The sequence below is a fragment of the Mesorhizobium sp. M4B.F.Ca.ET.089.01.1.1 genome (assembly GCF_004022605.1).
In the GTDB taxonomy this organism is placed as follows: domain Bacteria; phylum Pseudomonadota; class Alphaproteobacteria; order Rhizobiales; family Rhizobiaceae; genus Mesorhizobium; species Mesorhizobium abyssinicae.
This window is the reverse complement of the sequence record NZ_RZOS01000067.1, coordinates 1-19,433: the sequence shown is the minus strand read 5'-3', so window position 1 is coordinate 19,433 and position 19,433 is coordinate 1. Positions and strand designations below refer to the sequence as shown.

Here is a 19,433-nt window from a genome sequence, read left to right as displayed (position 1 = left end):
CGACGATGCCTTCGCGCTGCTCGTCGAGCTGGTCGGCACGCTGCGCGCCGACGGCCACGCCATCGAGCATGTCGATCTCGGCGGCGGTCTCGGCATTCCTTACCGCGTCGACAACAGCCCGCCGCCGCTGCCCGACGCCTATGCCGACATCGTCAGGAAGCACGTCACCAGGCTCGGCCTCAAGGTGATGTTCGAGCCCGGCCGGCTGATCGTCGGCAATGCCGGCATCCTGGTCTCCGAGGTGATCTTCGTGAAGGAAGGCGACGCCAAGAACTTCCTCGTCGTCGACGCGGCCATGAACGACCTGATCCGGCCGACGCTCTACGATGCCTTCCACGATATCCGCCCGGTGCTGCAGCAGCCGGCGGCGGCGCCGCGCATGACGGTCGATGTGGTCGGCCCGGTCTGCGAGACCGGCGACTATATCGGCCTCGACCGCGACCTGCCCAGGCTGAAGGCCGGCGACCTGATCGCGATTGCCACCGCCGGCGCCTATGGCGCGGTGCAGGCGGGCACCTACAACCCCCGCCTGCTCGTGCCGGAAGTGCTGGTCGACGGCGACCGCTTCCACGTCGTGCGCCCGCGCCAGACCTATGACGAGCTGATCGGACTGGATTCCATTCCCGACTGGCTGAAATAGGCAGGCGGCCATGAGTTCATTCCGGCTGGCGCGTGGACGACAGCCGGCACGGTTAGGAGGCGAACCATGACCAATCCGAACATCATCACCCGCGAACGCATCGCCGCGATGGAGCCGCGCATCCGGCCGTACGTGCGCCACACCCCGGTGCTGCGCATCGACATGGCCGATTTCGGCCAGGCGCCGCTTGCCGTCGATCTCAAGCTCGAATGCCTGCAGCATTCCGGCTCGTTCAAGGCGCGGGGCGCCTTCACCAACCTGCTCGAACGCCCCGTGCCGAAGGCCGGCGTCGTCGCCGCCTCCGGCGGCAATCATGGCGCGGCGGTCGCCTATGCCGCCATGCGGCTCGGCCACAAGGCGACCATCTTCGTTCCCGAAGTAAGCCCGCCGGCCAAGCTGGCGCGCATTCGCGGCTATGGCGCCGAACTGGTCGTCGGCGGCGCGCGCTACGCCGAGGCGCTGGCCGCCAGCGAGGACTTCGCCGCAAGCACCGGAGCGCTGCAGATCCATGCCTTCAACCAGGAGGAAACGCTGGTCGGGCAAGGCACGCTCGGCCTCGAGATCGAGGCCGACCTGCCCGAAATCGACACGCTGCTGGTCGCCGTCGGCGGCGGCGGCCTTATCGGCGGCATCGCCGCCTGGTTTGCCGGCCGCATCCGGATCGTCGCCGTCGAGCCGGAGGGCGCACCGACGCTCCATCGCGCCTTCGAGGCCGGCCGGCCCGTCGATGCGCCGGCCGAAGGCATCGCCGCCGATTCGCTGGCCCCGAAGCGTGTGGGCGAAATGATGTTCCCGATCGCCGAGGCCTATGTCGAGCGCTCGCTCCTGGTCAGCGACGATGACATCATCGCCGCTCAGAAAGCGCTCTGGGACCGGGTGCGAATCATTTCCGAGCCGGGTGGCGCTGCAGCCTTCGCGGCGGTGCTCTCCGGCCGCTACCAGCCCTCGCCGGGCGAGCGCATCGCGGTTCTGGTCTGCGGATCCAACACCGATCCCGCAAAATTCTGACCATAAACCGGAAAGAACGGTTCACGTTTTTGGAACCCGCCTCGCCTTTGCCGTGTTTGCTGGTAAACTTCCAGTCCTGAGGTTCGGGCTATCCCGCCCGGACGGGAAGGGCCGATGACGCAACGACCCACTTCCAGCGGCGATCGTGGCCTGGCCGGGCGTCTTGCCCTGAGCCGGCTGGCGACGCGGACCTCCATGCTGGTCGAGCGCGGTTGGCCGCTGCTTCTGCCGCTGCTCGTCCTTGCCAGCCTGTTCCTCAGCATCTCCTGGCTCGGCCTGTTCCCGCTTCTGCCCGACGTTGCGCGCATCGGCGTGCTGATCGTCTTCGCCGGCGCCGCCCTTGCCGCGCTCTATCCGCTGCGCTTCTTCCGCTGGCCGTCCGCCGCAGAGATCGACCGGCGCATCGAGGCGGCCAACGAATTGTTGCACAGTCCGGTGCAGGTGCAGACCGATCGCCCGAGCGGCCACGAAAGCATCTTCTCGCAGGCGCTGTGGCGCGAGCACCAGAAGCGCATGGCCGAGCGCTTGGGCAGTCTTGGCGCCGACCGGCCGCGCGCGCGCGTGCCGGAGCGTGACCGCTGGGGCCTGCGCGCCGTGGCGGCGCTGCTTTTGGTCACCGCCTTCGCCTTCTCCTTCGGCCCCTCCGGCGGCCGCGTAAGCGACGGTTTCGTCGCCCGCGCGGCGCGCGACGCCGTTCCGCCGCGCATCGATGCCTGGGTGACGCCGCCGGCCTATACCGGCAAGCCGCCTCTCTTCCTCACCGCCGACGCCAAACAGGCGGCGGCCACCTTCACCGTGCCGCAAGGCAGCGATGTCTCGCTGCGCGTCACCGGCGGCTCGGGCGAGGAGACGCTGAGCTTTGCCGACAAGGACGGCAATGCCCGCGCCATCGACCCGGCCGCGCCGCAGGCCGCCAAGCCCGTGGCGACAGCGGCGCCAAAGGTGCGCCAGTTCACCGGCAAGCTGACCGGCGACGGCACGCTGACGCTGAAATCGGGCGAGGACGACCTCGGCCGCTGGGCCTTCGCCGTCATTCCGGACAAGCCGCCGACGATCCGCTTCGCCGGCGAGCCCAAGCGCGCCGTCAACGGTGCCTTCGAGCTCAACTACCAGATCGACGACGACTATGGCGCGGCCTCGGCCAAGGCGGAGTTCGCGCTCGCCGACACGCAGGCGCCCAACGCGCATCCGCTCTATGGCCCGCCCGACATGCCGCTGGCGCTGCCGCGGCGCGGCGGCAAGGGCAACGCCGCCAAGACCAGCAAGGACCTGACCGAGCACGTCTGGTCCGGCGGCAGCATCAAGCTGACCCTCACCGCCACCGACGACGCCGGCCATACCGCGACCAGTGAGACCAAGACGCTGGTAATGCCGGAGCGGCCCTTCGCCAACCCCCTGGCGCGGGCGGTGATCGAGCAGCGCCGCATGCTTGGGCTCGACGCCAATTCGAAGCCGCGCGTGCTCGAGCTGATGGACGCGATCACGCTGCGCCCGGAGGACACGTTCGACAACATGGCGCATTACCTCGCCATCATGAGTGCCCGCAGCCGGCTGAAGATGGCCGACAATGACGACCAGCTGCGCAATGTCGTGTCCTATCTCTGGGAAATCGCGCTCGGCATCGAGGAGGGCAATCTGTCGGCGGCCGAGCGGCGGCTGCGCCAGGCGCAGCAGGCTCTGCAGGATGCCATCAACAGGGGCGCCAGCGACGAAGAGATCGACAAGGCGATGAAGGAACTGCGCGAGGCGATGAACCAGTTCCTGCAGGAATTCGCCGAGCGCGCCAAGCAGAACCCGAATGCACCGCAGATGCAGCAGAACGGCCAGGAACTGCGCCAGAGCGACATCGAACGCATGATGGACGAGATCGAGAACCTCGCCAAATCCGGCGACCGCGACCGCGCCCAGCAGTTGCTGTCGCAATTGCAGGACATGATGAACAACCTGCAGGCCGGCCGTCAGCAGCAGGGCGGCGAGCAGGACAGCGAGATGCGCCAGCAGATGGACAAGCTGGGCGAGATCATGCGGCGCCAGCAGGAGATGATGAACGACACCTTCCGCATGGACCAGATGCAGCGCGGCCAGCGGCAGCGCGGCGAGAACCGCGACGAGCAGCTCGGCGAAAACGGCGGCGGCCAGGACGAAGACAGGCCGGGACCGGGACAGGACCGCGATCCGCTCGCCCGCCCGAAGCCGATGACGCCGCAGGAATTCGCCGACGCCCTGAAGCAGTTGCAGGAAGGCCAGGGCAAGCTGCAGAACGACCTCGAGCAGTTGAAGAAGGGCCTGGAAGGCATGGGCATGGAGCCCAACGAAGGATTTGGCGAAGCCGGCAAGTCGATGGGCAATGCCGAGCAGGCGCTGGGCGAAGGCGACGGCGACCAGGCCGTCGGCCATCAGGGCCGCGCGCTGGAGGCGCTGCGCCGTGGCGCCAAGGACATGATGAAGCAGCTGCAGGCCATGCAGGGCGACCAGGGCGGCAGCGAGCAGGGCGGCCGCCAGCAGGATGCCGACCGCGACCCGCTCGGCCGACCGCGCGCCACGCGCGGGCCCGACGACGGCAATTCGGTGAAGGTGCCTGACGAGATCGATGTCCAGCGCGCGCGCCAGATCCTGGAAGCGATCCGCAAGCGGCTCGGCAACGCGCTCAGCCCCGACATCGAACGCAGCTATCTCGAACGGCTGCTGGAACTGAAATAGCCCGCCTCCTCCCAACGGTCGCAACGCCATGCCGAAGCTCGGTGCCGTCACTCCGATATTGCGCATATTCGACGTCGCCAAGGCGCATGAATTCTATCTCGGCTTCCTCGGCTTCGAGGTGCGGTTCGAGCACCGTTTCGACGACAATGCGCCGCTTTACACTGGCATTGCCCGCGACGGCTGCGAGTTGCATCTGAGCGAGCATCATGGCGACGGTTCGCCGGGCTCCCATGTCCGCGTCGCAGTGGCCGACATAGCGGCGCTGCATCGCGAGCTGACAGCGAAGAAATACCGCTACGCCAGGCCGGGGTTGGAAGAGACGCCCTGGGGAACGAGAGAGGTCACCGTCGACGACCCATTCGGCAACCGTCTGACCTTCTCCGAGAGCACGCCGGCAGGGTAGCGCGGAGCCGCCGCCCCCACCGGATTGAAGCAGCGCAGGTCAGCCGTCGAGGAGCGCGCCGGGCGTCAGCGTGAACGCCTCGCGGATCGCATTCTCCATGCTGTCGATCGCTTCGCCGGCGGCGGCCGGATTGCGATGCAAAACGACATTCGAGGAATCGATGTCGCCGAAGCCGTCGGCCGCGGTCAGCTCGCGGCAGCCGGCCGGGATGTTGCTGCGCGAGATCGGCGCGATCGCCAGGCCCGAGGTGACCGCGAGCTTGAGGCCGCCATTGGTGTCGCTGGTATAGGCGACGCGATAGGCAAGGCCGCGCTGTTCCAGCGACTTGATCGCGAAGTCGCGGCACCAGCCCTCGCGGCTGTAGAGCGCGATCGGCACCGGCCGCTCCTCGTGCCTGTGGTGCGTCTCGGACGTCACCCAGACGGTCGGATCGTGCATCAGCACCTCGCCGCCCGCGAGATCCTGCCATTCGAACACAACCGCAAGGTCGAGCTCGCCGGCGGCAACCGCCGCTGTCTGGGCGCCCGAATGCGCGTAGCGCACCGTCACCTCGACCTTCGGGTGGCGCTTCGAAAACGCGCCGAGGGCGCGCGACAGGATGGCATGGCCATATTCTTCGGGAATGCCGATGCGCACCGGCCCGCCAAGCGGCGCCGCGGCAATCGACGCTGCCGTCTCGTCGAGCAGCGAAACGATGCGCCTGGCATTGCCGATCAGCTCGCCGCCGCGCCGCGTCAGCGCCACGCCGCGCGAGCCGCGCTCGAACAGGCTGTCGCCGACCATGCCCTCGAGCTTCTTCATCTGCATCGACACGGCCGACTGGGTACGGCCCGCCTGCTCGGCCGCCTTGGTGAAATTGCCGGTTTCGGCCACCGCGACGAAGGTGCGCAGGAGGTCGCTGTCGAGCGTCGGCTTCATCGCATTTCACCATAAGCAATTTTGATTGCTGGCATCATTCCAATTCGTTTGCAACATGTCAAACGCCGGAGGATAGTCGCCTCACCCATTGGATATGCGGCCCTTCAAACCGGCTGCGGACCAATCGAGTCCTCACTCATACCCGCTGCCCGAAACGGTGGCGGGTTCTTTTTACCGCATGCGTCGGTTTGGGATCGCGCGAACCGGGGAGCAGAATCCTATGCAGAACAGGATGGTGCTTGGCATCCTGAGCCTCTGTCTGGGCGTGCTGGTGTTTTCGCTCCAGGACCCGCTCGTCAAGGCGGTCTCGGGCCTCTACCCGGTCACCGAGGTGATGGCGATCCGCGCCATTGTCGCCCTGCCGATCCTGATCGTTATCGTGCACGCCGATGTCGGGTTGAAAGCCCTGCTCTCCAAACGCTTCGGCCTGCTGACGCTGCGCGCCTTCATCCAGTTCAGCTCCTACACGTCCTACTATCTGGCGATCGCCGCCCTGCCGCTGGCCGACGCGGTGGCGCTCTATTTCATGGCGCCGCTGTGCATCATGGTGCTGGCCGGGCCCTATCTCGGCGAGCGGGTGTCCTGGCAGACGCTGGCGACCGTGCTGATCGGCCTGCTCGGCGTCCTCGTCATGCTGCGGCCGGGCGCCGGACTGTTCGACTGGGCGGCGTTGCTGTCGCTCGGCTCCGCCTTCCTCTACGGCTTCTCGCAGCTGATGGCGCGCAAGATAAGCGACACCGAATCCTCCACCGTCATGGCGTTCTACCAGAATGGCGCCTATCTGACGGGCGCAGTGTTCGTCGCCGGCCTGTTCCGGTTGGCCGGGATTGAGCACGCCGTCCACCCCAGCCTCGAATTCCTGGTGCGGCCGTGGATCTGGCCGGCATTTCCCGACCTTCTCAAGATGGCGGCCTGCGGCTTCGTCGCCTCGGCCGGCATGATCCTGCTGTCGCAAGCCTACCGGCTGGCGCCGGCCAACCGCGTCGCGACCTTCGAATATACCGGCATCATCTGGTCGCCGCTGTGGGGATTCCTGTTCTTCGCCGAGGTGCCGCACTCGACGACCGTGCTGGGCGCCGCCCTCATCATCGGTGCCGGCCTGCTCGCCTTCCGTACCGAGCGGCGCAGGGCGGCTCCGCCGCTGCTTGTGCCGACCGGCGACACGGCGTGAGCGCCGGCTACGGTTGCCGCCGATATGCTGAAGGGCGGCCTGCGGGCCGGAGCCTCAGGCGAAGCAGCTCAAGGCGCGACCGACGCGACCGCGGATTTCAGCGAGCGTAAAGGGCTTCTGCATGACATCGAGTATGATGCCGTTGAGCTCCTCGGCGCGCTCGCGCTGATCGGCGTATCCGGTCATCAGCATGATCTTCATCGACGGGAACAGCGCCGCCGCCGCGGTGGCCATCTCGATGCCGTCCATCTCCGGCATGCGGATATCGGAGACGACGAGGTCATAGCCACCCCGCGCCGCCTTGATCAGCTCAAGTCCCTGGGCGCCATCGCAGGCGATGGCCACGCTGTGCCCGTCACGTTCGAGCGCGCGGGCGGCGAGGGTGCGGACGGACTCATCGTCCTCGACGATCAGAAGCTTTGCCATGGCGAGATACATGGCGGGGAAACGTTGACGTTTTCTGAACCGGAACATTGGTCCGGGGGAAATCCAGAGCATGCCGTGTTCGGCGATTCAGTGCTGCCTGATTTGGGGCATGCTTCAGGGGGTGTTGAGATTCAGGTCAGGCCGCTGTTTGCGGCCGGCCTCACCTGAATATCGACATGCCCTAGGCGTCGCCCTTGACGACGCCGACGAAGGGCAATTCGCGGAAAGCATGCGCGACGTCCATGCCGTAGCCGACGACGAAATAATCCGGGCAGTCGAAGCCGACATAGTCGGCGTTGAGCGTGGTCTGGCGGCGCATGCGCTTGTCGAGCAGCACGGCGATGGCGCAGCTTCTGGCGCCGCGCGACAGCATCAGGTCGCGGGCGAAGGAGAGCGTCTTGCCGGATTCGAGGATGTCGTCGATCAGAAGCACATCGCGGCCGGCGACCTCATTGTCGATGTCGCGCAGCACCTTCACCTCGCCGCTCGTGGTGCCGGCGCCGTAGCTGGAGATGAAGATGAACTCGACCTCGGGCGACAGGCCGACATCGTGCATGGCCCGGATCAGGTCGGCTGCGAAGACGAAAGACCCCTTCAGCACCGAGATCACCAAAAGGTCATGGTAGTCGCGCCCGGCGATCTCCTTGGCGAGCTCGAGGTTGCGGCGGGCGATCGCCGACGCCGAAAACAGGACCTCGATGTCCTTGCCGCGCACAACTGGCATTTTCGCCCTCCAGGCGTTTTGCCTACAGGACCGCGACCTTCAGGGCCTGCGAAAGCGCTGTAGAACTTCTTGGTTTTTGCGCCGGGTCGCGCGGTTTTGTTTCGCCTCAGCCAGCAAACGTGACTGAGACGGCTTTGACGCCGTTTCTAGGCACATCGAGGCGGCTGGAAAAGCCAAATCTTTCGCCGGGCGCCAGCGAGCGCCCGGATGTCCCCAGCGTATAGCGGATGATCTGGCTGTCCTTGCCTGTGACACGGATTTCCAGGGGCGGCATTTGCACCGCCTGCGCGCCGTCATTGGCGGCCTCGCCGTCGACGAACAGCACAGGTTTCGGCCCTGATGCGTCGATGCGCGAGGTGATGCCCGAGATGCTGAGCGCGGCCGCCGGCTGCGCGACGGCCCAGAACGGCGATTGACGGACCAGCGCATGGCCGCCGGAGACCCAGAAGGCGGCGAACGCGGCGCCGACACCGGCAATCCAGAATAGCGGTCCGCCACGCGACGCCGGCCGCCGTTCGGCCACGGCCTCCGGCTTGCGCAGCATGCCCATGCCTTCGATGGCGGCCGTGCTGGTCGCGCGCGAAGGCGGAGCCGGCGGCGCTTCCGGCCTGGCCGAAGGACGCGGCAGCACCTCGTAATCGGCGTCCACGACGTCGATCACTGGCGCGCGCGCTTCCTGCGCGGCACTTGTCCCCAGCCCGGTCATGATTTCGCCGGAAACCGGGCGCGCGGTTCGTTGCTCAGCCATACGGCCTGGTAAGCCCCTGTTCGCTGTTCGTTTCTTTTGGGTAAACGCAAATGGTTAACGCTTCCCCACCGGAACCCCGGTGATGCACCGAAAAGCATCGAAAATTAACCAAGGGTTAACCATGCGGGCCGATGGTCTTTTGAGAGAAAGGGCTGGCGTTTCGCCGCCGAAAGTTCCAGGTCGTCGAACGTGATCCGCTTCGAAAATGTCGGCCTCCGCTATGGCATGGGTCCGGAGATCCTCCGCGACATTTCCCTGCACATACCGGAGCGCTCCTTCCAGTTCCTGAGCGGGCCCTCCGGCGCCGGCAAGACGACGCTGCTGCGCCTGCTGTTCATGTCGCTGAAGCCGACGCGCGGGCTGATCACCATCTTCGGCAAGGACCGCTCGCGCATCTCGCGCAGCGAGCTGCCGCACCTGCGGCGCCGCATCGGTGTCGTGTTCCAGGATTTCCGCCTGCTCGACCATATGACCACCTATGAGAACGTCGCCCTGCCCTTGCGCGTGCGCGGGCGCGAGGAGGCGAGCTACCGCACCGACGTCACCGAACTGCTGAAATGGGTTGGGCTGGGCGAACGCATGCATGTGCTGCCGCCGGTGCTGTCGGGCGGCGAGAAGCAGCGCGCCGCGATCGCCCGCGCGCTGATCGAACAGCCCGAGATCCTGCTCGCCGACGAGCCGACCGGCAATGTCGACCCGCCGCTGGCGCGCCGGCTGCTTCGGCTGTTCATCGAGCTCAACCGTCTCGGCACGGCGGTGGTGATCGCCACCCACGACCTCGGCCTGATGGAGCAGGTCGACGCGCGGCGCATGATCCTCGCCGGCGGAAGGCTGGACATCTATGACTGAGCTCTCCGCCGACCATCTGCATGACCAGCCCGCCGAGATGGCTGGCGTGGTGCAGCGCCCCCAACGCAGGATGGCGCCGATCGTGCCGGCGCAGAACATTGCCGGACGGGCGCTGGTGCTGGTCATCGCCATCATGACCTTCCTGTCCTGCCTCACGTTCGGCGCCGTGACCCTGGTGCGCGACACCGCGTCGGTCTGGGAGAACCAGATCTCGCGCGAGGCGACGATCCAGATCAAGCCGGTCGACGGCCTCGACATGGAGGCGGCATTGGCCCAGGCCTCGCAGATCGCCAGCGAGTTTCCCGGCGTCAAGGGCACCAAGATCATCGACCGCGACGCCACCGCCCGCTTGCTGGAGCCGTGGCTGGGCACAGGTCTCAACATCGATGAATTGCCGGTGCCGCGCCTCGTCGTCGTCACCATCGACGAAAACAGCCCGCCCGACTTCGCCGCCATGCGCGCCGCGATCGCGCCCAAATTGCCGACCGCGGCGCTCGACGATCACCGCACCTGGGTCGACCGGCTCGTCACCATGGCCCGCACCACGGTGACCATCGGCATCGCCGTGCTGGTGCTGATGCTGTCGGCGACCGTGCTGACCGTGGTGTTCGCGACGCGCGGCGCCATGGCAGGCAACGGCCACATCATCGAGGTGCTGCATTTCGTCGGCGCCGAGGCGCGCTTCATCGCGCGCGAGTTCCGTTGGCATTTCCTGGTCACCGGCATGAAAGGCGCCGCGGCCGGCGGCGCCGCCGCGATTTTGGTCTTCATCGTCTTTTCCTGGTGGTCGTCGCGCAACATGGCGACGCCCCAGGCCGACCAGGCAACCGCGCTGTTCGGCAATTTCGCCATCGGCTCGGCGGGCTATCTCGGCGTCGGCCTGATGGTGCTGGTGATCGGCGCGCTGACGGCGGCGACCTCGCACGCGACGGTTGTAACCTATCTCAGCGACATCGACATGCGCCAGCCGGACGGAGGCTAGGCACGGTTTCAGAAAGCGAAAGCCGGTTCTTGGAGACGATCACGCCATGCAAGAGTATGATCACGCAAGGGAAACTGCCGTAACGCAATGTGCGCCTTCTCATCTATCAAAGGCCGCATTTCAGGATTAACCATAGGATGATGGACGCGCAGGACACGACCGGAACGGCTGGACGGATGCCAGTTGTTGGTGCCCGTGCGCACGGGCGTGGCAATCTGGCCCGCCTTGCCATCGTCCTTCGGATCTTTGCTTTCTCCGTGCTGGCACTTGCGGCTCTGTTTGCCGGCGGCTTCGGCTGGTTCGCCAGCACGGTCAGCCACATGACGACGCCCGCCAACCCCGCCAGGGCGGATGCCATCATCGTTCTCACCGGCGGCCAGTCGCGCCTCGACGCGGCGATGGACCTGCTCGCTTCCGGCAAGGGCGAGCGATTGCTGATCAGCGGCGTTCATCCTTCCGCCAGCCGCCGCCAGTTGCAGGCCGCGACCGGCGGCGACAAGGCGCTGTTTTCCTGCTGCGTCGACATCGACCGCGCCGCGCTCGACACCATCGGCAATGCCGAGGAAAGCGCCAAATGGGTGGAAAGCCACGCCTATGGCAGCGTCATTCTCGTCACCAACAACTACCACATGCCGCGCAGCCTGCTGGAGATGGGGCGGCTGCTGCACGGCGCCAAGCTGGAACCCTATCCGGTGGTCAACACCAATCTCGGCAATGGCGGCTGGCTGACCAAGCCGGAAGCGTTGCGCGTGCTTTTGACCGAATACAGCAAATATGTGCTGGCTCTGGCGCGCGGCATCGTCCCGCTGCGCCAGACTGCCGACGGCATCGCCCTGGCGGAAGCCTCGGTGGTCAAGAGCGACAAGCCGCCAGCCCGCATCATCCCTTAGCCTCGACCGCGCGCAGGCGCTCGACCTCCTGTTCGAGGGCCGCAATGCGCCTGTCGCGATCGGCGAGCGCCGCCGCGACGTCCGCAGCATCGAAGCGCTGCGGTATGTGCTGCTGGCAGTTGGCATCCCAGGTCGAGACGGTGAACAGGATCACCTGCTCGGGACGCGCCTTGTAGCCTTGCGGCATCAAGCTCGCCGTCAGTTCGGCGTCTCCCTCGACGACGCGCGCCCTGCCCCAGATCTTGATGCGCTGCCGATGGGCATAGTCGATCAGGAACAGAAAGGCCTGCGCGTTGTCGGCGAGATTGCCCTGGGTGATGAACTGCCTGTTGCCCGTGAAGTCGGCGAAGCCGATCGTCTTCTCGTCGATCACCTTGAGGAAGCCCGCCGGCCCGCCGCGATGCTGGATGTAGGGCTGGCCCTCGCCATTGGCGGTCGCCAGGAAGACGCTGGTCTGCGCCGCGATGAAGGCGGCAAGGTCCGGCGTGATCGTATCCCGCCAGCCGCCGCGCTCCTCGACCCGGGAATAGGCATCGCGCGAGCCCTTGCGCGCCTGGATGGCCTTGACGCTCGGCGTGAAGGCGACGTCGCTGGTGAAAGCATGGGCGTTCATATGGCGCTGTCCTCCAAGGCTGGTAGCCCGCCGAATATAAGCCTTCCATATTTCGGATGCAGATGGCATATCTGGAATAGTTCCTTCCATTTTATGGAAAGATCATGGATCGCCTCGAAGCTATGTCGCTGTTCGTCGCCGCGGTGGAGGCCGGCAGCCTTTCGGCCACGGCACGCCGCTTCGGCATGCCGCTCGCCACGGTTAGCCGCAAGGTCTCGGAACTGGAACGGCACCTCAACACGCGCCTGCTCAACCGCTCGGCGCGGCGGCTGACGCCGACCGCTGCCGGGCAGACCTATCTCGCCGCCTGCCGCCGCATCCTGGACGAGGTCGGTGAGGCCGAGCGCGCCGCGGCCGGCGAATACAGCGCGCCCAAAGGCGAATTGGTCGTCACCGCGCCGATCGTCTTCGGCCGCCTGCACGTGCTGCCGGTGGTCGCCGATTTCCTCGCCGCCTATCCCGAGGTCGATATCCGGCTGACGCTGTCGGACCAGATAACGCAGCTGGTCGACGAGCATATCGACCTTGCCGTGCGCATCGGCGATCTGCCCGATTCCAACCTTGTCGCCATCCGTGTCGGCGCGATCCGCCGCGTCGTGTGCGCAAGCCCGCCCTACCTTGCGGCCCATGGCACGCCGCAAACCCCGGAGGACCTGGCCGCGCACAGCTGCGTTACGTTCGACAACCTCTCGGCCCCTGCCACCTGGCTCTTCGCCGGCGGCAAGAGCGAGATCACCGTGCCGGTCCATTCCAGGCTTCGCGTCAACACCGCGGAAGCCGCCATCGACGCCGCGACCGCCGGGGTCGGCTTGACCAAGGTGCTGTCGTACCAGGTCGCCGCCGCGATGCGCTCCGGCGCGCTGCAGGCAGTGCTGCGCGAGTTCGAGCCGCCGCCATGGCCGGTGAGCCTCGTCCATGCCGGGCAGGGCCTGCTGCCGGTCAAGCTGCGCGCCTTCCTCGATTTCGCCGCCCCGCGCCTGAAGGAGCGCCTGACGCAAGCGATGTGGTAGGAAATCGGGATCGGCCCTCGCTCGCTGGCCGTTTCCTTTTTGCCCGCGCTTGGTGTAACCAACGCACTCTTCCTCACCGGGCCTTCCCGCATGCTCTATTTCCGCTCGCTGGCGTTCAACCTCGTCTTCTACCTCAGCCTGGTCGTCCAGATGATCTTCTGGACCCCGTACTATTTCCTGTCGCCGCGCCACCGGGCCTGGTTCGTGCCCAAATTCTGGTCGCGCACCTGCATGTGGCTCTACGACAAGATCGCCGGCACGAAGAGCGAGATCACAGGCGTCGAGAACTTGCCCGAAGGGTCCTTCATCCTGGCGCCGAAGCATCAGTCCTTCTGGGATGCGATCGCCTTTTTTCCCTATCTCGATGACGCGCTCTACATCCTGAAACGGGAGCTGACCTGGATCCCCTTCTTCGGCTGGTACATCATGAAGATGCGGATGATCCCGGTCGACCGCGGCAGTCGCTCCAAGGCGCTGAAGGCGGTCGTCGCCGCCACCAGAGCGGAAATGGACCGCAATCCGCGCCAGCTCATCATCTACCCCGAAGGCACGCGCCGCGCTCCGGGCGACGAGCCGGCCTACAAATACGGCATCGTCGAGATCTATTCGCAGCTAGGCGTCCCGGTGGTGCCGGTCGCCCATGTCGCCGGCCTCTACTGGCCGCGCCGCAAATTCCTGCGCTATCCCGGCACCATCAAGGCCCGCTTCCTGCCGCCGATCCCGCCGGGACTGGCCAAGGACGAGTTCATGAAGCGGCTGATCGGCGAGACCGAGGCTGCCTGCGACCAGCTCCTCGTAGAGGCCTCGCGCGCGCCGAATCCGCCGCCGATGCCGCCGACGGCGGCGAAGCGGCTGGCGGAGCTCGCGGCGGCCGGAAAGGCCAAGGCCTGAGCCGCAGCTCCGTTTCGCCGGCCTAAGGCCACGCCGCCAATGCCGTCGTCAGCACCAGCGTCGCCGCGAAAGCCAGGTTGATGATCCGCGAGGCCAGCGGCCGCCGCAGGAAGCGGGCGAAGGCCGCCCCGGCAAGCAGCCACAGCACATGGATGGCGACGATCATCAGCGTGAGCACCAGGAGCTTGGTGACAACCCCGAGACCGGCGACGCCCGACGAAGCGCCGGCGAAGACGGCGGCGATCGCCACATAGGCTTTCGGATTGGCGACAGCGAGCAGGAAGCCGCCCGAGAATGTGGGAGGCGCCATCCCGTTCTCGCGCGCCGCCAGCGGTGGCGCCATCGCTATTCTGTAGGCCAGGTAGAGGATGTAGATCGCGGAGGCGATCGCCAGCACCGGCGCCATGCCCGGCAGCGAGGCAAAGATCGCCGTCACGCCGGAAGCCACCACCAGCAACACGAGCGTGGTGCCAACGATGATGCCCGACGTGTAGCGCAGCGAGCCGCGCAGGCCGAAAGCGGCGCCTATTGCGGTGACGCTGATCGTCGCCGGCCCCGGACTGCCCATCACGACGGCGGCGGCAAGCACCAGCACCAGCACCTGCTGCCATGGCTGCGAGAGGGACAAAAATCCGGCCATACGCGTTTTCCGCATCGTGTCGCGATGCGCAAAACGTTATGGCGCAGGGGCCGTCGCCGTCTTGAACGATCGTGTCGGACCGTCCGGCAAGGGCCACCACGCCTGCAGCGCGCCGGCAGCGCCGGGCTGGAGCAATTCCAGGAAAAGTGTGAAACGGTTTTCCGTCCGGAATTGCGTCAAAACAAAGAGATAGAGCGGTTCGCCGTTTCCGTGAAACGGTGAAACGCTCTAGGCGCTCGCCCGGTCCAGCGCCGCGACGTCGTCGGCGCCGAGCTTCAGCGACGCGGCGCGCACCAGGCTGTCCACCTGCGCTGTCGTCGTGGCGCTGGCGATCGGCGCGGTGACGCCCGGCCGCGCCATCACCAGGCCAGCGCCACCTCGGCCTGCGTGGCCGAATGCCTGGCCGACACCGCGTCGAGCGCGGCGAGGATGCGCATGCCGCGATCGTTGAGATAGCTGGCGACATCCTCGCCCCGTTCGCTTTGGCCGAGGTCGGCCTTGCCGCGGTATTTGCCGCTCAGGAATCCCTTGGCCAGGCTGAAATAGGTGATGACGCCGATGTCCTCGGCCACGCAGAGATCAAGCAGCGGTCCGTCGAGCGACGAACGGTCGTACAAATTGTATTCGGGCTGCAGCACGTCATAACGCGGCAGGCCGCGCAGGCTCGCCACATCGAGCGCCGCGCGCAACTGGCCGGCATCGAGATTGGAGCAGCCGACATAGCGGACCTTGCCCTTGGCAAGCAGGCCCTGATAGGCGCCGAGCGTCTCCTCGTAAGGTGTCGCAGGGTCCGGCCAGTGTGACAGATAGAGGTCGATCGCGTCGGTCTGCAGCCGCTTCAGCGAGGCGTCGACCGCCTTTTCGATATAGGCGGCGGAAAGGTCCCGCCTGCCCTGGCCCATGTCCGAGCCGACCTTGGTGATGACGACGATCTTGTCGCGGTTGCCGCGGCTTTTCATCCATTTGCCGATGATGGCTTCGGATTCGCCGCCCTTGTTGCCGGGAGCCCAGCGCGAATAGACATCCGCCGTGTCGACGGCGTTGAGGCCGGCATCGGCAAAACGGTCGAGCAGGTCGAAGGAGGTCTTCTCGTCGGCGGTCCAGCCAAAGACATTGCCGCCCAGGACCAGCGGCGCGATGGAAAGGTCGGTGCGACCGAGACGGCGTTTTTGCAAGACTGATCTCCGTGATGCGTGGGATGATGCCGGGCAAGCCCGGCTGGGGGGCAGCAGCTAACCTAGGTCCTGGATTGCCGAGGTCAAAGGCCTGGCCATTCTTTTCCGGCAGGCCAGCGCTTCACAAAGGCGCGACCCGCCGCGCCACGTCCTCCAGCCAGTGGTCGCGTATGCTGAGCGCCTTGAGGTGCTCCAGCGTGCTCAGCACATAGTCCTCGTTGCGCCCGGATTGACCGACGGCGCCGCGAACGATGCTTGCCGCATGCGCCGTGTCGAGCGCGCCGGCATACTGCTCATGCGCGCGGTCGACGATGTAGGCAACCGCCTCGACCCTGCCGTTCGCTCCCTTCCCTGTCCCGTCGAGCCGGATGTCCAGCGTGCGTTCGAGATAGACGCTGGTCACCAGCTCGCGCTCGCGCAGATAGGCGAGAACCTCGCCGCGCAGGTCGCCCGGCACCCGGAATGCCAGCCCGACGCAGGAGCCGCCGCGGTCGAGGCCGAGCACAAGGCCCGGCCGCCGGCGCGTGCCGCGATGCACGAAGGAATAGACGCAGAGCGCCCGGCGGTAGCCGTAAAGGCGCGCGCGGCGCGTCTCGACATGCGCGAAACCCGGGCGCCAGATCAGGGACCCATAGCCAAAAACCCAAAAATCGCCCATATCGCCAAGCCTGATCGCGCGAGTCCGACTCTAGGCCGGAATCGGTGTTTTACGTCTTCCTGCTTGTTGCGTAACAACCGCCCGCCCGCAATATCAGGGGTAATGAGAGCTGCAGCATGACGTCAACTGACGAGCGCCCGCCGAACTTTCGCCGCCGGCTGTTCTGGCTCGCTGCCTTCATTGCCGTGCTGTTCGCCCTCTACAGCGCTGGCTGGTTCTATCTGGCCGATCGCGTCAGGACCGAGGCCGACAAGGCGGTTGCCTCGCTCAACGTCAACGGCATCGAGGCCGGTTGCGCCAACCTGACCGTCAGCGGCTATCCGCTCAGCTTCGCCATCTCCTGCGACACGCTCGCCTATGAGGACGATGCCAGGAACGTCGCCGCCTCGACCGGCAGTTTCAATGCGGTGGCCGAAATTACGCAGCCCCTGTCGCCAGTCGCCGATCTGCGCGGTCCGCTCAGGACCTCAATGCCCGGCATGACGCCGCTGTGGATCGACTGGGACAAACTGCGGGCGGACGCGAAGCTCTCCTGGCCGCTGCCGCGGCGCGTCGCGCTGAAGGCCGAGGGCCTGTCCGGCCAGACCGATCCGGCCGACAACAGCGATCCCGTCGAGCTGTTCTATGCCGGCAAGGCCGCCGGGCAATTGCAGCCGAACGGCCAGGACATCGGCTATGTCGGCAGTTTCAACGATCTCGAGATCGACGCCGACGCGATCGGCGGGCGCGTGCTGCCGCCGCTCGACGGCAGCGGCGAGGCGACGCTGAAGAACGGCGTCGCGCTGATCAGGACGCAGCCGAAGAGCCTGCGCGGCCAGTCGGTCGACATCGCCAAGCTCGACCTGTCGTCGGGCGAAGCGCGCATAACCGTCTCCGGGCCGCTATCGGTCGATGCCGAAGGGCTCATCGACGCCGAGCTGACGATCAAGCTCAGGGATCCCAAGGCGGTGGCAGCGATCCTCGGCGGCGCCATCCCCGAGCGCAAGAGCGAGATCGAGCAAGGTTTTGCCGGTCTGGCGATGCTCGGCAACGAGCCGTCCGTGCCGCTCAGGATCGTCAAGGGCAAGGCCTCGCTCGGCTTCATCCCGCTCGGCAAGATCAAAGCGGTCGATTAGAGCATGGCCCCAATAAGTGGGAACCGGTTTTTGGACAAGACCAGGCTCAGACAAGGGATAGCGATCTGATGGAGAAGCCGGTCAAGCTCCTGAGCGTCGGCGCGTTCACCCTCGATACGATCCTTCGCCTCGACACGCTGCCCGCGCATCAGGGCAAGTTCATCGCCTCCGATGGGGTCCAGATTGCCTCGGGCATGGCAACCAGCGCCGCTTGCGCCGCCCGCCGTCTCGGCGCCGAAGTCTCGCTCTGGGCAAGTGCGGGCGACGATGCCGTCGGCGACCAGCTGGTTGCCGAGATCGAGGCCGAGGGCGTCGATTGCAGCCTGGTCCGACGTGTGGCCGGCGCGCGCTCGGCGCTGGCCGCGATCCTCGTCGACGCGCATGGCGAACGCATCATCGTCCCGTTCTACGACCGCGAGGCGCAGGCCGACCCCGATGAATTGCCCGCCGATCTCTCCGCCTTCGACGCCGTGCTGGTCGACGTCCGCTGGCCGGGCGCCGCGGCGCTCGCCCTGAACGCGGCGCGCGCCAATGACCGGCCTGCGATCCTCGATGCCGATACCGCACCGCTGGAGGTGCTGGAGCAGTTGCTGCCGCTGGCCACGCACATCGTCGCTTCCGAACCCGCGGCGCGCATCGTCTGCGGCCATGCGCTCGATCCGGAAACCGCCTGCGCCGATCTCGCCAGCCGCACCGATGCGTTTGTCGCCGTCACCGGCGGCGCGGCGGGAAGCTGGTGGCACGACCGTTCCATCGGCTCGGTCCGCCATGTCGCGGCGCCGAGGATCAAGGCGGTGGATACGCTGGCCGCTGGCGACGTGTTCCACGGCGCCTTTGCCGTCGGCCTCGCGGAAGCCATGCCGCCCGAGCAGGCCTTGCGCTTTGCCAGCGCCGCCGCGGCGCTCAAATGCCAGCGCTTCGGCGGCCGGCTCGGCGCGCCGGACCGGGCAGAGACGCTGGCCATGATGGCCGCCCATTGGCCGCCGTCGAGCTGACTAAGCCTTCGTTTCCGGATGTTCGATAGCCTGGCGGCCGAAGTCCGGCACGTCGATATCCTGCCCGGCGTCGATAATCGAGCGGCGCACCGCCCGCGTGCGCGTAAAGAGGTCGAACAGTTTCTCGCCGTCGCCCCAGCGGATCGCCCGCTGCAGGAAGGCGAGATCCTCCGAGAAGCGCGCCAGCATTTCCAGGATGGCGTCCTTGTTGTGCAGGCACACATCCCGCCACATCGTCGGATCGGAAGCCGCAAGACGGGTGAAATCGCGGAAGCCGGAAGCCGAATATTTGATGACTTCCGTCTTGGTCACCGATTCCAGATCGTCCGCGGTGCCGACGATGTTGTAGGCGATGATGTGCGGCAGGTGCGAGACAATGGCCAAGGTCATGTCGTGATGCTGCGGGTCCATCGTGTCGATGTTGGAACCGCAGCGCCGCCAGAATTCTGACAGCCTCTCCAAGGCCGCGGGATCGGTGCCTGGCACCGGCGTGAAGATGCACCAGCGATTGTCGAAGAGATCGGCAAAGCCCGCATCCGGCCCCGACTTCTCCGTGCCGGCCAGCGGATGGCCGGGAATGAAGTGCACGCCTTCCGGCACATGCGGCTGCATCTGCGCGATGACGGACGCCTTGGTCGAGCCGACATCGGTGAGAATGGCGCCCTTCTTCAGCGCCGGCGCGATTTCTTCGGCGACCGCGCCGGAGGAGCCGACCGGCACCGAAACGATGACGAGGTCCGCATCGCGAACCGCTTCCTTCGCGTCGGTGGTGTAGGAATCGCCAAGGCCGAGTTGCTCCGCCCGTGCCAGTGTGGCGGGGCTGCGCGTCGAGATCGCGACATGCCGGGCCAGTCCCTCGCGACGGATGACGCGGGCC

The 19,433-nt window shown here is 66.6% G+C and carries 19 protein-coding genes and 2 pseudogenes; 12 read left to right on the top strand and 9 right to left on the bottom strand.

Annotated features, from left to right (window positions below; translation table 11 throughout):
• From EN780_RS09670 to EN780_RS09655, 4 genes and pseudogenes are all read left to right on the top strand, one after another.
• A pseudogene (locus EN780_RS09670) lies at positions 1–640 on the top strand (diaminopimelate decarboxylase); the annotation flags it as partial.
• 66 nt (positions 641–706) lie between these two features.
• Positions 707–1,648 (top strand): threonine/serine dehydratase, encoded by a 942-nt coding sequence (locus EN780_RS09665; RefSeq protein WP_127286944.1) that lies wholly within the window; start codon positions 707–709, stop codon positions 1,646–1,648.
• Positions 1,649–1,762: 114 nt separating this feature from the next.
• Positions 1,763–4,348: a TIGR02302 family protein gene (locus tag EN780_RS09660; protein WP_128273395.1), complete on the top strand. Its 2,586-nt coding sequence runs from the start codon at positions 1,763–1,765 to the stop codon at positions 4,346–4,348.
• Between the two features lie 28 nt (positions 4,349–4,376).
• Entirely contained in the window at positions 4,377–4,751 is a 375-nt protein-coding gene (locus tag EN780_RS09655) for a glyoxalase superfamily protein (RefSeq protein ID WP_128273392.1), read from the top strand.
• Positions 4,752–4,790: 39 nt separating this feature from the next.
• On the opposite strand, the gene EN780_RS09650 is transcribed toward EN780_RS09655, so the two are convergent.
• Positions 4,791–5,669 carry a LysR substrate-binding domain-containing protein gene (locus EN780_RS09650; protein ID WP_127310756.1) on the bottom strand — a complete coding sequence of 293 codons (879 nt, stop codon included), beginning with the start codon at positions 5,667–5,669 and terminating at the stop codon, positions 4,791–4,793.
• Positions 5,670–5,889: 220 nt separating this feature from the next.
• Between EN780_RS09650 and EN780_RS09645 the strand changes: the two genes are divergently transcribed.
• Entirely contained in the window at positions 5,890–6,840 is a 951-nt protein-coding gene (locus EN780_RS09645; RefSeq protein WP_128273390.1) for a DMT family transporter, read from the top strand.
• 54 nt (positions 6,841–6,894) lie between these two features.
• Here EN780_RS09645 and EN780_RS09640 read toward each other — a convergent pair whose 3' ends face one another.
• The 3 genes from EN780_RS09640 to EN780_RS09630 form a co-directional block, all read right to left on the bottom strand.
• Positions 6,895–7,266, bottom strand: a complete 372-nt coding sequence (locus EN780_RS09640; protein WP_128273388.1) for a response regulator — start codon at positions 7,264–7,266, stop codon at positions 6,895–6,897.
• Between the two features lie 181 nt (positions 7,267–7,447).
• Positions 7,448–7,990, bottom strand: a complete 543-nt coding sequence (hpt, locus tag EN780_RS09635) for a hypoxanthine phosphoribosyltransferase (RefSeq protein WP_127285005.1) — start codon at positions 7,988–7,990, stop codon at positions 7,448–7,450.
• Positions 7,991–8,096: 106 nt separating this feature from the next.
• On the bottom strand, positions 8,097–8,738 hold the full coding sequence (locus EN780_RS09630; RefSeq protein WP_128273386.1) for a hypothetical protein: 642 nt from the start codon (positions 8,736–8,738) through the stop codon (positions 8,097–8,099).
• Positions 8,739–8,927: 189 nt separating this feature from the next.
• Here EN780_RS09630 and ftsE point away from each other — a divergent pair, with 189 nt between their 5' ends.
• The 3 genes from ftsE to EN780_RS09615 all read left to right on the top strand — a co-directional run bounded on the left by ftsE (position 8,928) and on the right by EN780_RS09615 (position 11,459).
• Positions 8,928–9,587 (top strand): cell division ATP-binding protein FtsE, encoded by a 660-nt coding sequence (ftsE, locus tag EN780_RS09625; protein WP_023757234.1) that lies wholly within the window; start codon positions 8,928–8,930, stop codon positions 9,585–9,587.
• The gene (locus tag EN780_RS09620; RefSeq protein WP_128273384.1) at positions 9,580–10,569 is read left to right on the top strand and encodes an ABC transporter permease; all 990 of its coding nucleotides are present in this window, start codon (positions 9,580–9,582) and stop codon (positions 10,567–10,569) included. The genes ftsE and EN780_RS09620 overlap by 8 nt, the downstream gene beginning before the upstream one ends.
• Positions 10,570–10,706: 137 nt before the next feature.
• Entirely contained in the window at positions 10,707–11,459 is a 753-nt protein-coding gene (locus EN780_RS09615) for a YdcF family protein (RefSeq protein WP_127285002.1), read from the top strand.
• Here EN780_RS09615 and EN780_RS09610 read toward each other — a convergent pair.
• A complete protein-coding gene (locus EN780_RS09610) occupies positions 11,449–12,072 on the bottom strand; it encodes a pyridoxamine 5'-phosphate oxidase family protein (RefSeq protein ID WP_127393474.1) in 624 nt (207 codons plus the stop codon). The two genes, EN780_RS09615 and EN780_RS09610, sit on opposite strands and share 11 nt — an antisense overlap.
• Before the next feature lie 104 nt (positions 12,073–12,176).
• Here EN780_RS09610 and EN780_RS09605 point away from each other — a divergent pair, with 104 nt between their 5' ends.
• Both EN780_RS09605 and EN780_RS09600 read left to right on the top strand, forming a co-directional pair.
• Positions 12,177–13,082: a LysR family transcriptional regulator gene (locus EN780_RS09605; protein WP_128273382.1), complete on the top strand. Its 906-nt coding sequence runs from the start codon at positions 12,177–12,179 to the stop codon at positions 13,080–13,082.
• A 90-nt stretch (positions 13,083–13,172) separates the two neighbouring features.
• A complete protein-coding gene (locus tag EN780_RS09600; RefSeq protein ID WP_127284999.1) occupies positions 13,173–13,973 on the top strand; it encodes a 1-acyl-sn-glycerol-3-phosphate acyltransferase in 801 nt (266 codons plus the stop codon).
• 22 nt (positions 13,974–13,995) lie between these two features.
• Here the strand turns inward: EN780_RS09600 and EN780_RS09595 are convergent, their stop codons facing one another.
• The 3 genes and pseudogenes from EN780_RS09595 to EN780_RS09585 form a co-directional block, all read right to left on the bottom strand.
• A complete protein-coding gene (locus EN780_RS09595) occupies positions 13,996–14,613 on the bottom strand; it encodes a LysE family translocator (RefSeq protein WP_128273380.1) in 618 nt (205 codons plus the stop codon).
• Between the two features lie 228 nt (positions 14,614–14,841).
• Positions 14,842–15,788 (bottom strand): annotated as a pseudogene (locus EN780_RS09590) (aldo/keto reductase).
• A gap of 121 nt (positions 15,789–15,909) precedes the next feature.
• Complete coding sequence (locus EN780_RS09585; RefSeq protein ID WP_128273378.1) at positions 15,910–16,446, bottom strand: gamma-glutamylcyclotransferase; 537 nt, start codon at positions 16,444–16,446, stop codon at positions 15,910–15,912.
• 116 nt (positions 16,447–16,562) lie between these two features.
• Between EN780_RS09585 and EN780_RS09580 the strand changes: the two genes are divergently transcribed.
• Together EN780_RS09580 and EN780_RS09575 are read left to right on the top strand one after the other, a co-directional pair.
• Positions 16,563–17,561 (top strand): DUF2125 domain-containing protein, encoded by a 999-nt coding sequence (locus EN780_RS09580; protein ID WP_128273376.1) that lies wholly within the window; start codon positions 16,563–16,565, stop codon positions 17,559–17,561.
• A 68-nt stretch (positions 17,562–17,629) separates the two neighbouring features.
• On the top strand, positions 17,630–18,556 hold the full coding sequence (locus EN780_RS09575) for a sugar kinase (RefSeq protein ID WP_128273374.1): 927 nt from the start codon (positions 17,630–17,632) through the stop codon (positions 18,554–18,556).
• Here EN780_RS09575 and EN780_RS09570 read toward each other — a convergent pair.
• Positions 18,557–19,433 (bottom strand): prephenate/arogenate dehydrogenase family protein (locus tag EN780_RS09570; RefSeq protein ID WP_128273372.1); only part of this gene is annotated, 877 nt, incomplete at its 5' end.

What these genes read in the sequence shown, in the direction of transcription:
- EN780_RS09595 (WP_128273380.1), bottom strand. Translation starts at nt 14,613, where the DNA reads ATGGCCGGATTTTTGTCCCTCTCGCAGCCATGGCAGCAGGTGCTGGTG.
- EN780_RS09575 (WP_128273374.1), top strand. Translation starts at nt 17,630, where the DNA reads ATGGAGAAGCCGGTCAAGCTCCTGAGCGTCGGCGCGTTCACCCTCGAT.
- EN780_RS09585 (WP_128273378.1), bottom strand. Translation starts at nt 16,446, where the DNA reads ATGGGCGATTTTTGGGTTTTTGGCTATGGGTCCCTGATCTGGCGCCCG.
- EN780_RS09610 (WP_127393474.1), bottom strand. Translation starts at nt 12,072, where the DNA reads ATGAACGCCCATGCTTTCACCAGCGACGTCGCCTTCACGCCGAGCGTC.
- EN780_RS09640 (WP_128273388.1), bottom strand. Translation starts at nt 7,266, where the DNA reads ATGGCAAAGCTTCTGATCGTCGAGGACGATGAGTCCGTCCGCACCCTC.
- EN780_RS09605 (WP_128273382.1), top strand. Translation starts at nt 12,177, where the DNA reads ATGGATCGCCTCGAAGCTATGTCGCTGTTCGTCGCCGCGGTGGAGGCC.
- EN780_RS09660 (WP_128273395.1), top strand. Translation starts at nt 1,763, where the DNA reads ATGACGCAACGACCCACTTCCAGCGGCGATCGTGGCCTGGCCGGGCGT.
- EN780_RS09655 (WP_128273392.1), top strand. Translation starts at nt 4,377, where the DNA reads ATGCCGAAGCTCGGTGCCGTCACTCCGATATTGCGCATATTCGACGTC.
- EN780_RS09650 (WP_127310756.1), bottom strand. Translation starts at nt 5,669, where the DNA reads ATGAAGCCGACGCTCGACAGCGACCTCCTGCGCACCTTCGTCGCGGTG.
- EN780_RS09615 (WP_127285002.1), top strand. Translation starts at nt 10,707, where the DNA reads ATGATGGACGCGCAGGACACGACCGGAACGGCTGGACGGATGCCAGTT.
- EN780_RS09620 (WP_128273384.1), top strand. Translation starts at nt 9,580, where the DNA reads ATGACTGAGCTCTCCGCCGACCATCTGCATGACCAGCCCGCCGAGATG.
- EN780_RS09600 (WP_127284999.1), top strand. Translation starts at nt 13,173, where the DNA reads ATGCTCTATTTCCGCTCGCTGGCGTTCAACCTCGTCTTCTACCTCAGC.
- hpt (WP_127285005.1), bottom strand. Translation starts at nt 7,990, where the DNA reads ATGCCAGTTGTGCGCGGCAAGGACATCGAGGTCCTGTTTTCGGCGTCG.
- EN780_RS09645 (WP_128273390.1), top strand. Translation starts at nt 5,890, where the DNA reads ATGCAGAACAGGATGGTGCTTGGCATCCTGAGCCTCTGTCTGGGCGTG.
- EN780_RS09665 (WP_127286944.1), top strand. Translation starts at nt 707, where the DNA reads ATGACCAATCCGAACATCATCACCCGCGAACGCATCGCCGCGATGGAG.
- EN780_RS09630 (WP_128273386.1), bottom strand. Translation starts at nt 8,738, where the DNA reads ATGGCTGAGCAACGAACCGCGCGCCCGGTTTCCGGCGAAATCATGACC.
- EN780_RS09580 (WP_128273376.1), top strand. Translation starts at nt 16,563, where the DNA reads ATGACGTCAACTGACGAGCGCCCGCCGAACTTTCGCCGCCGGCTGTTC.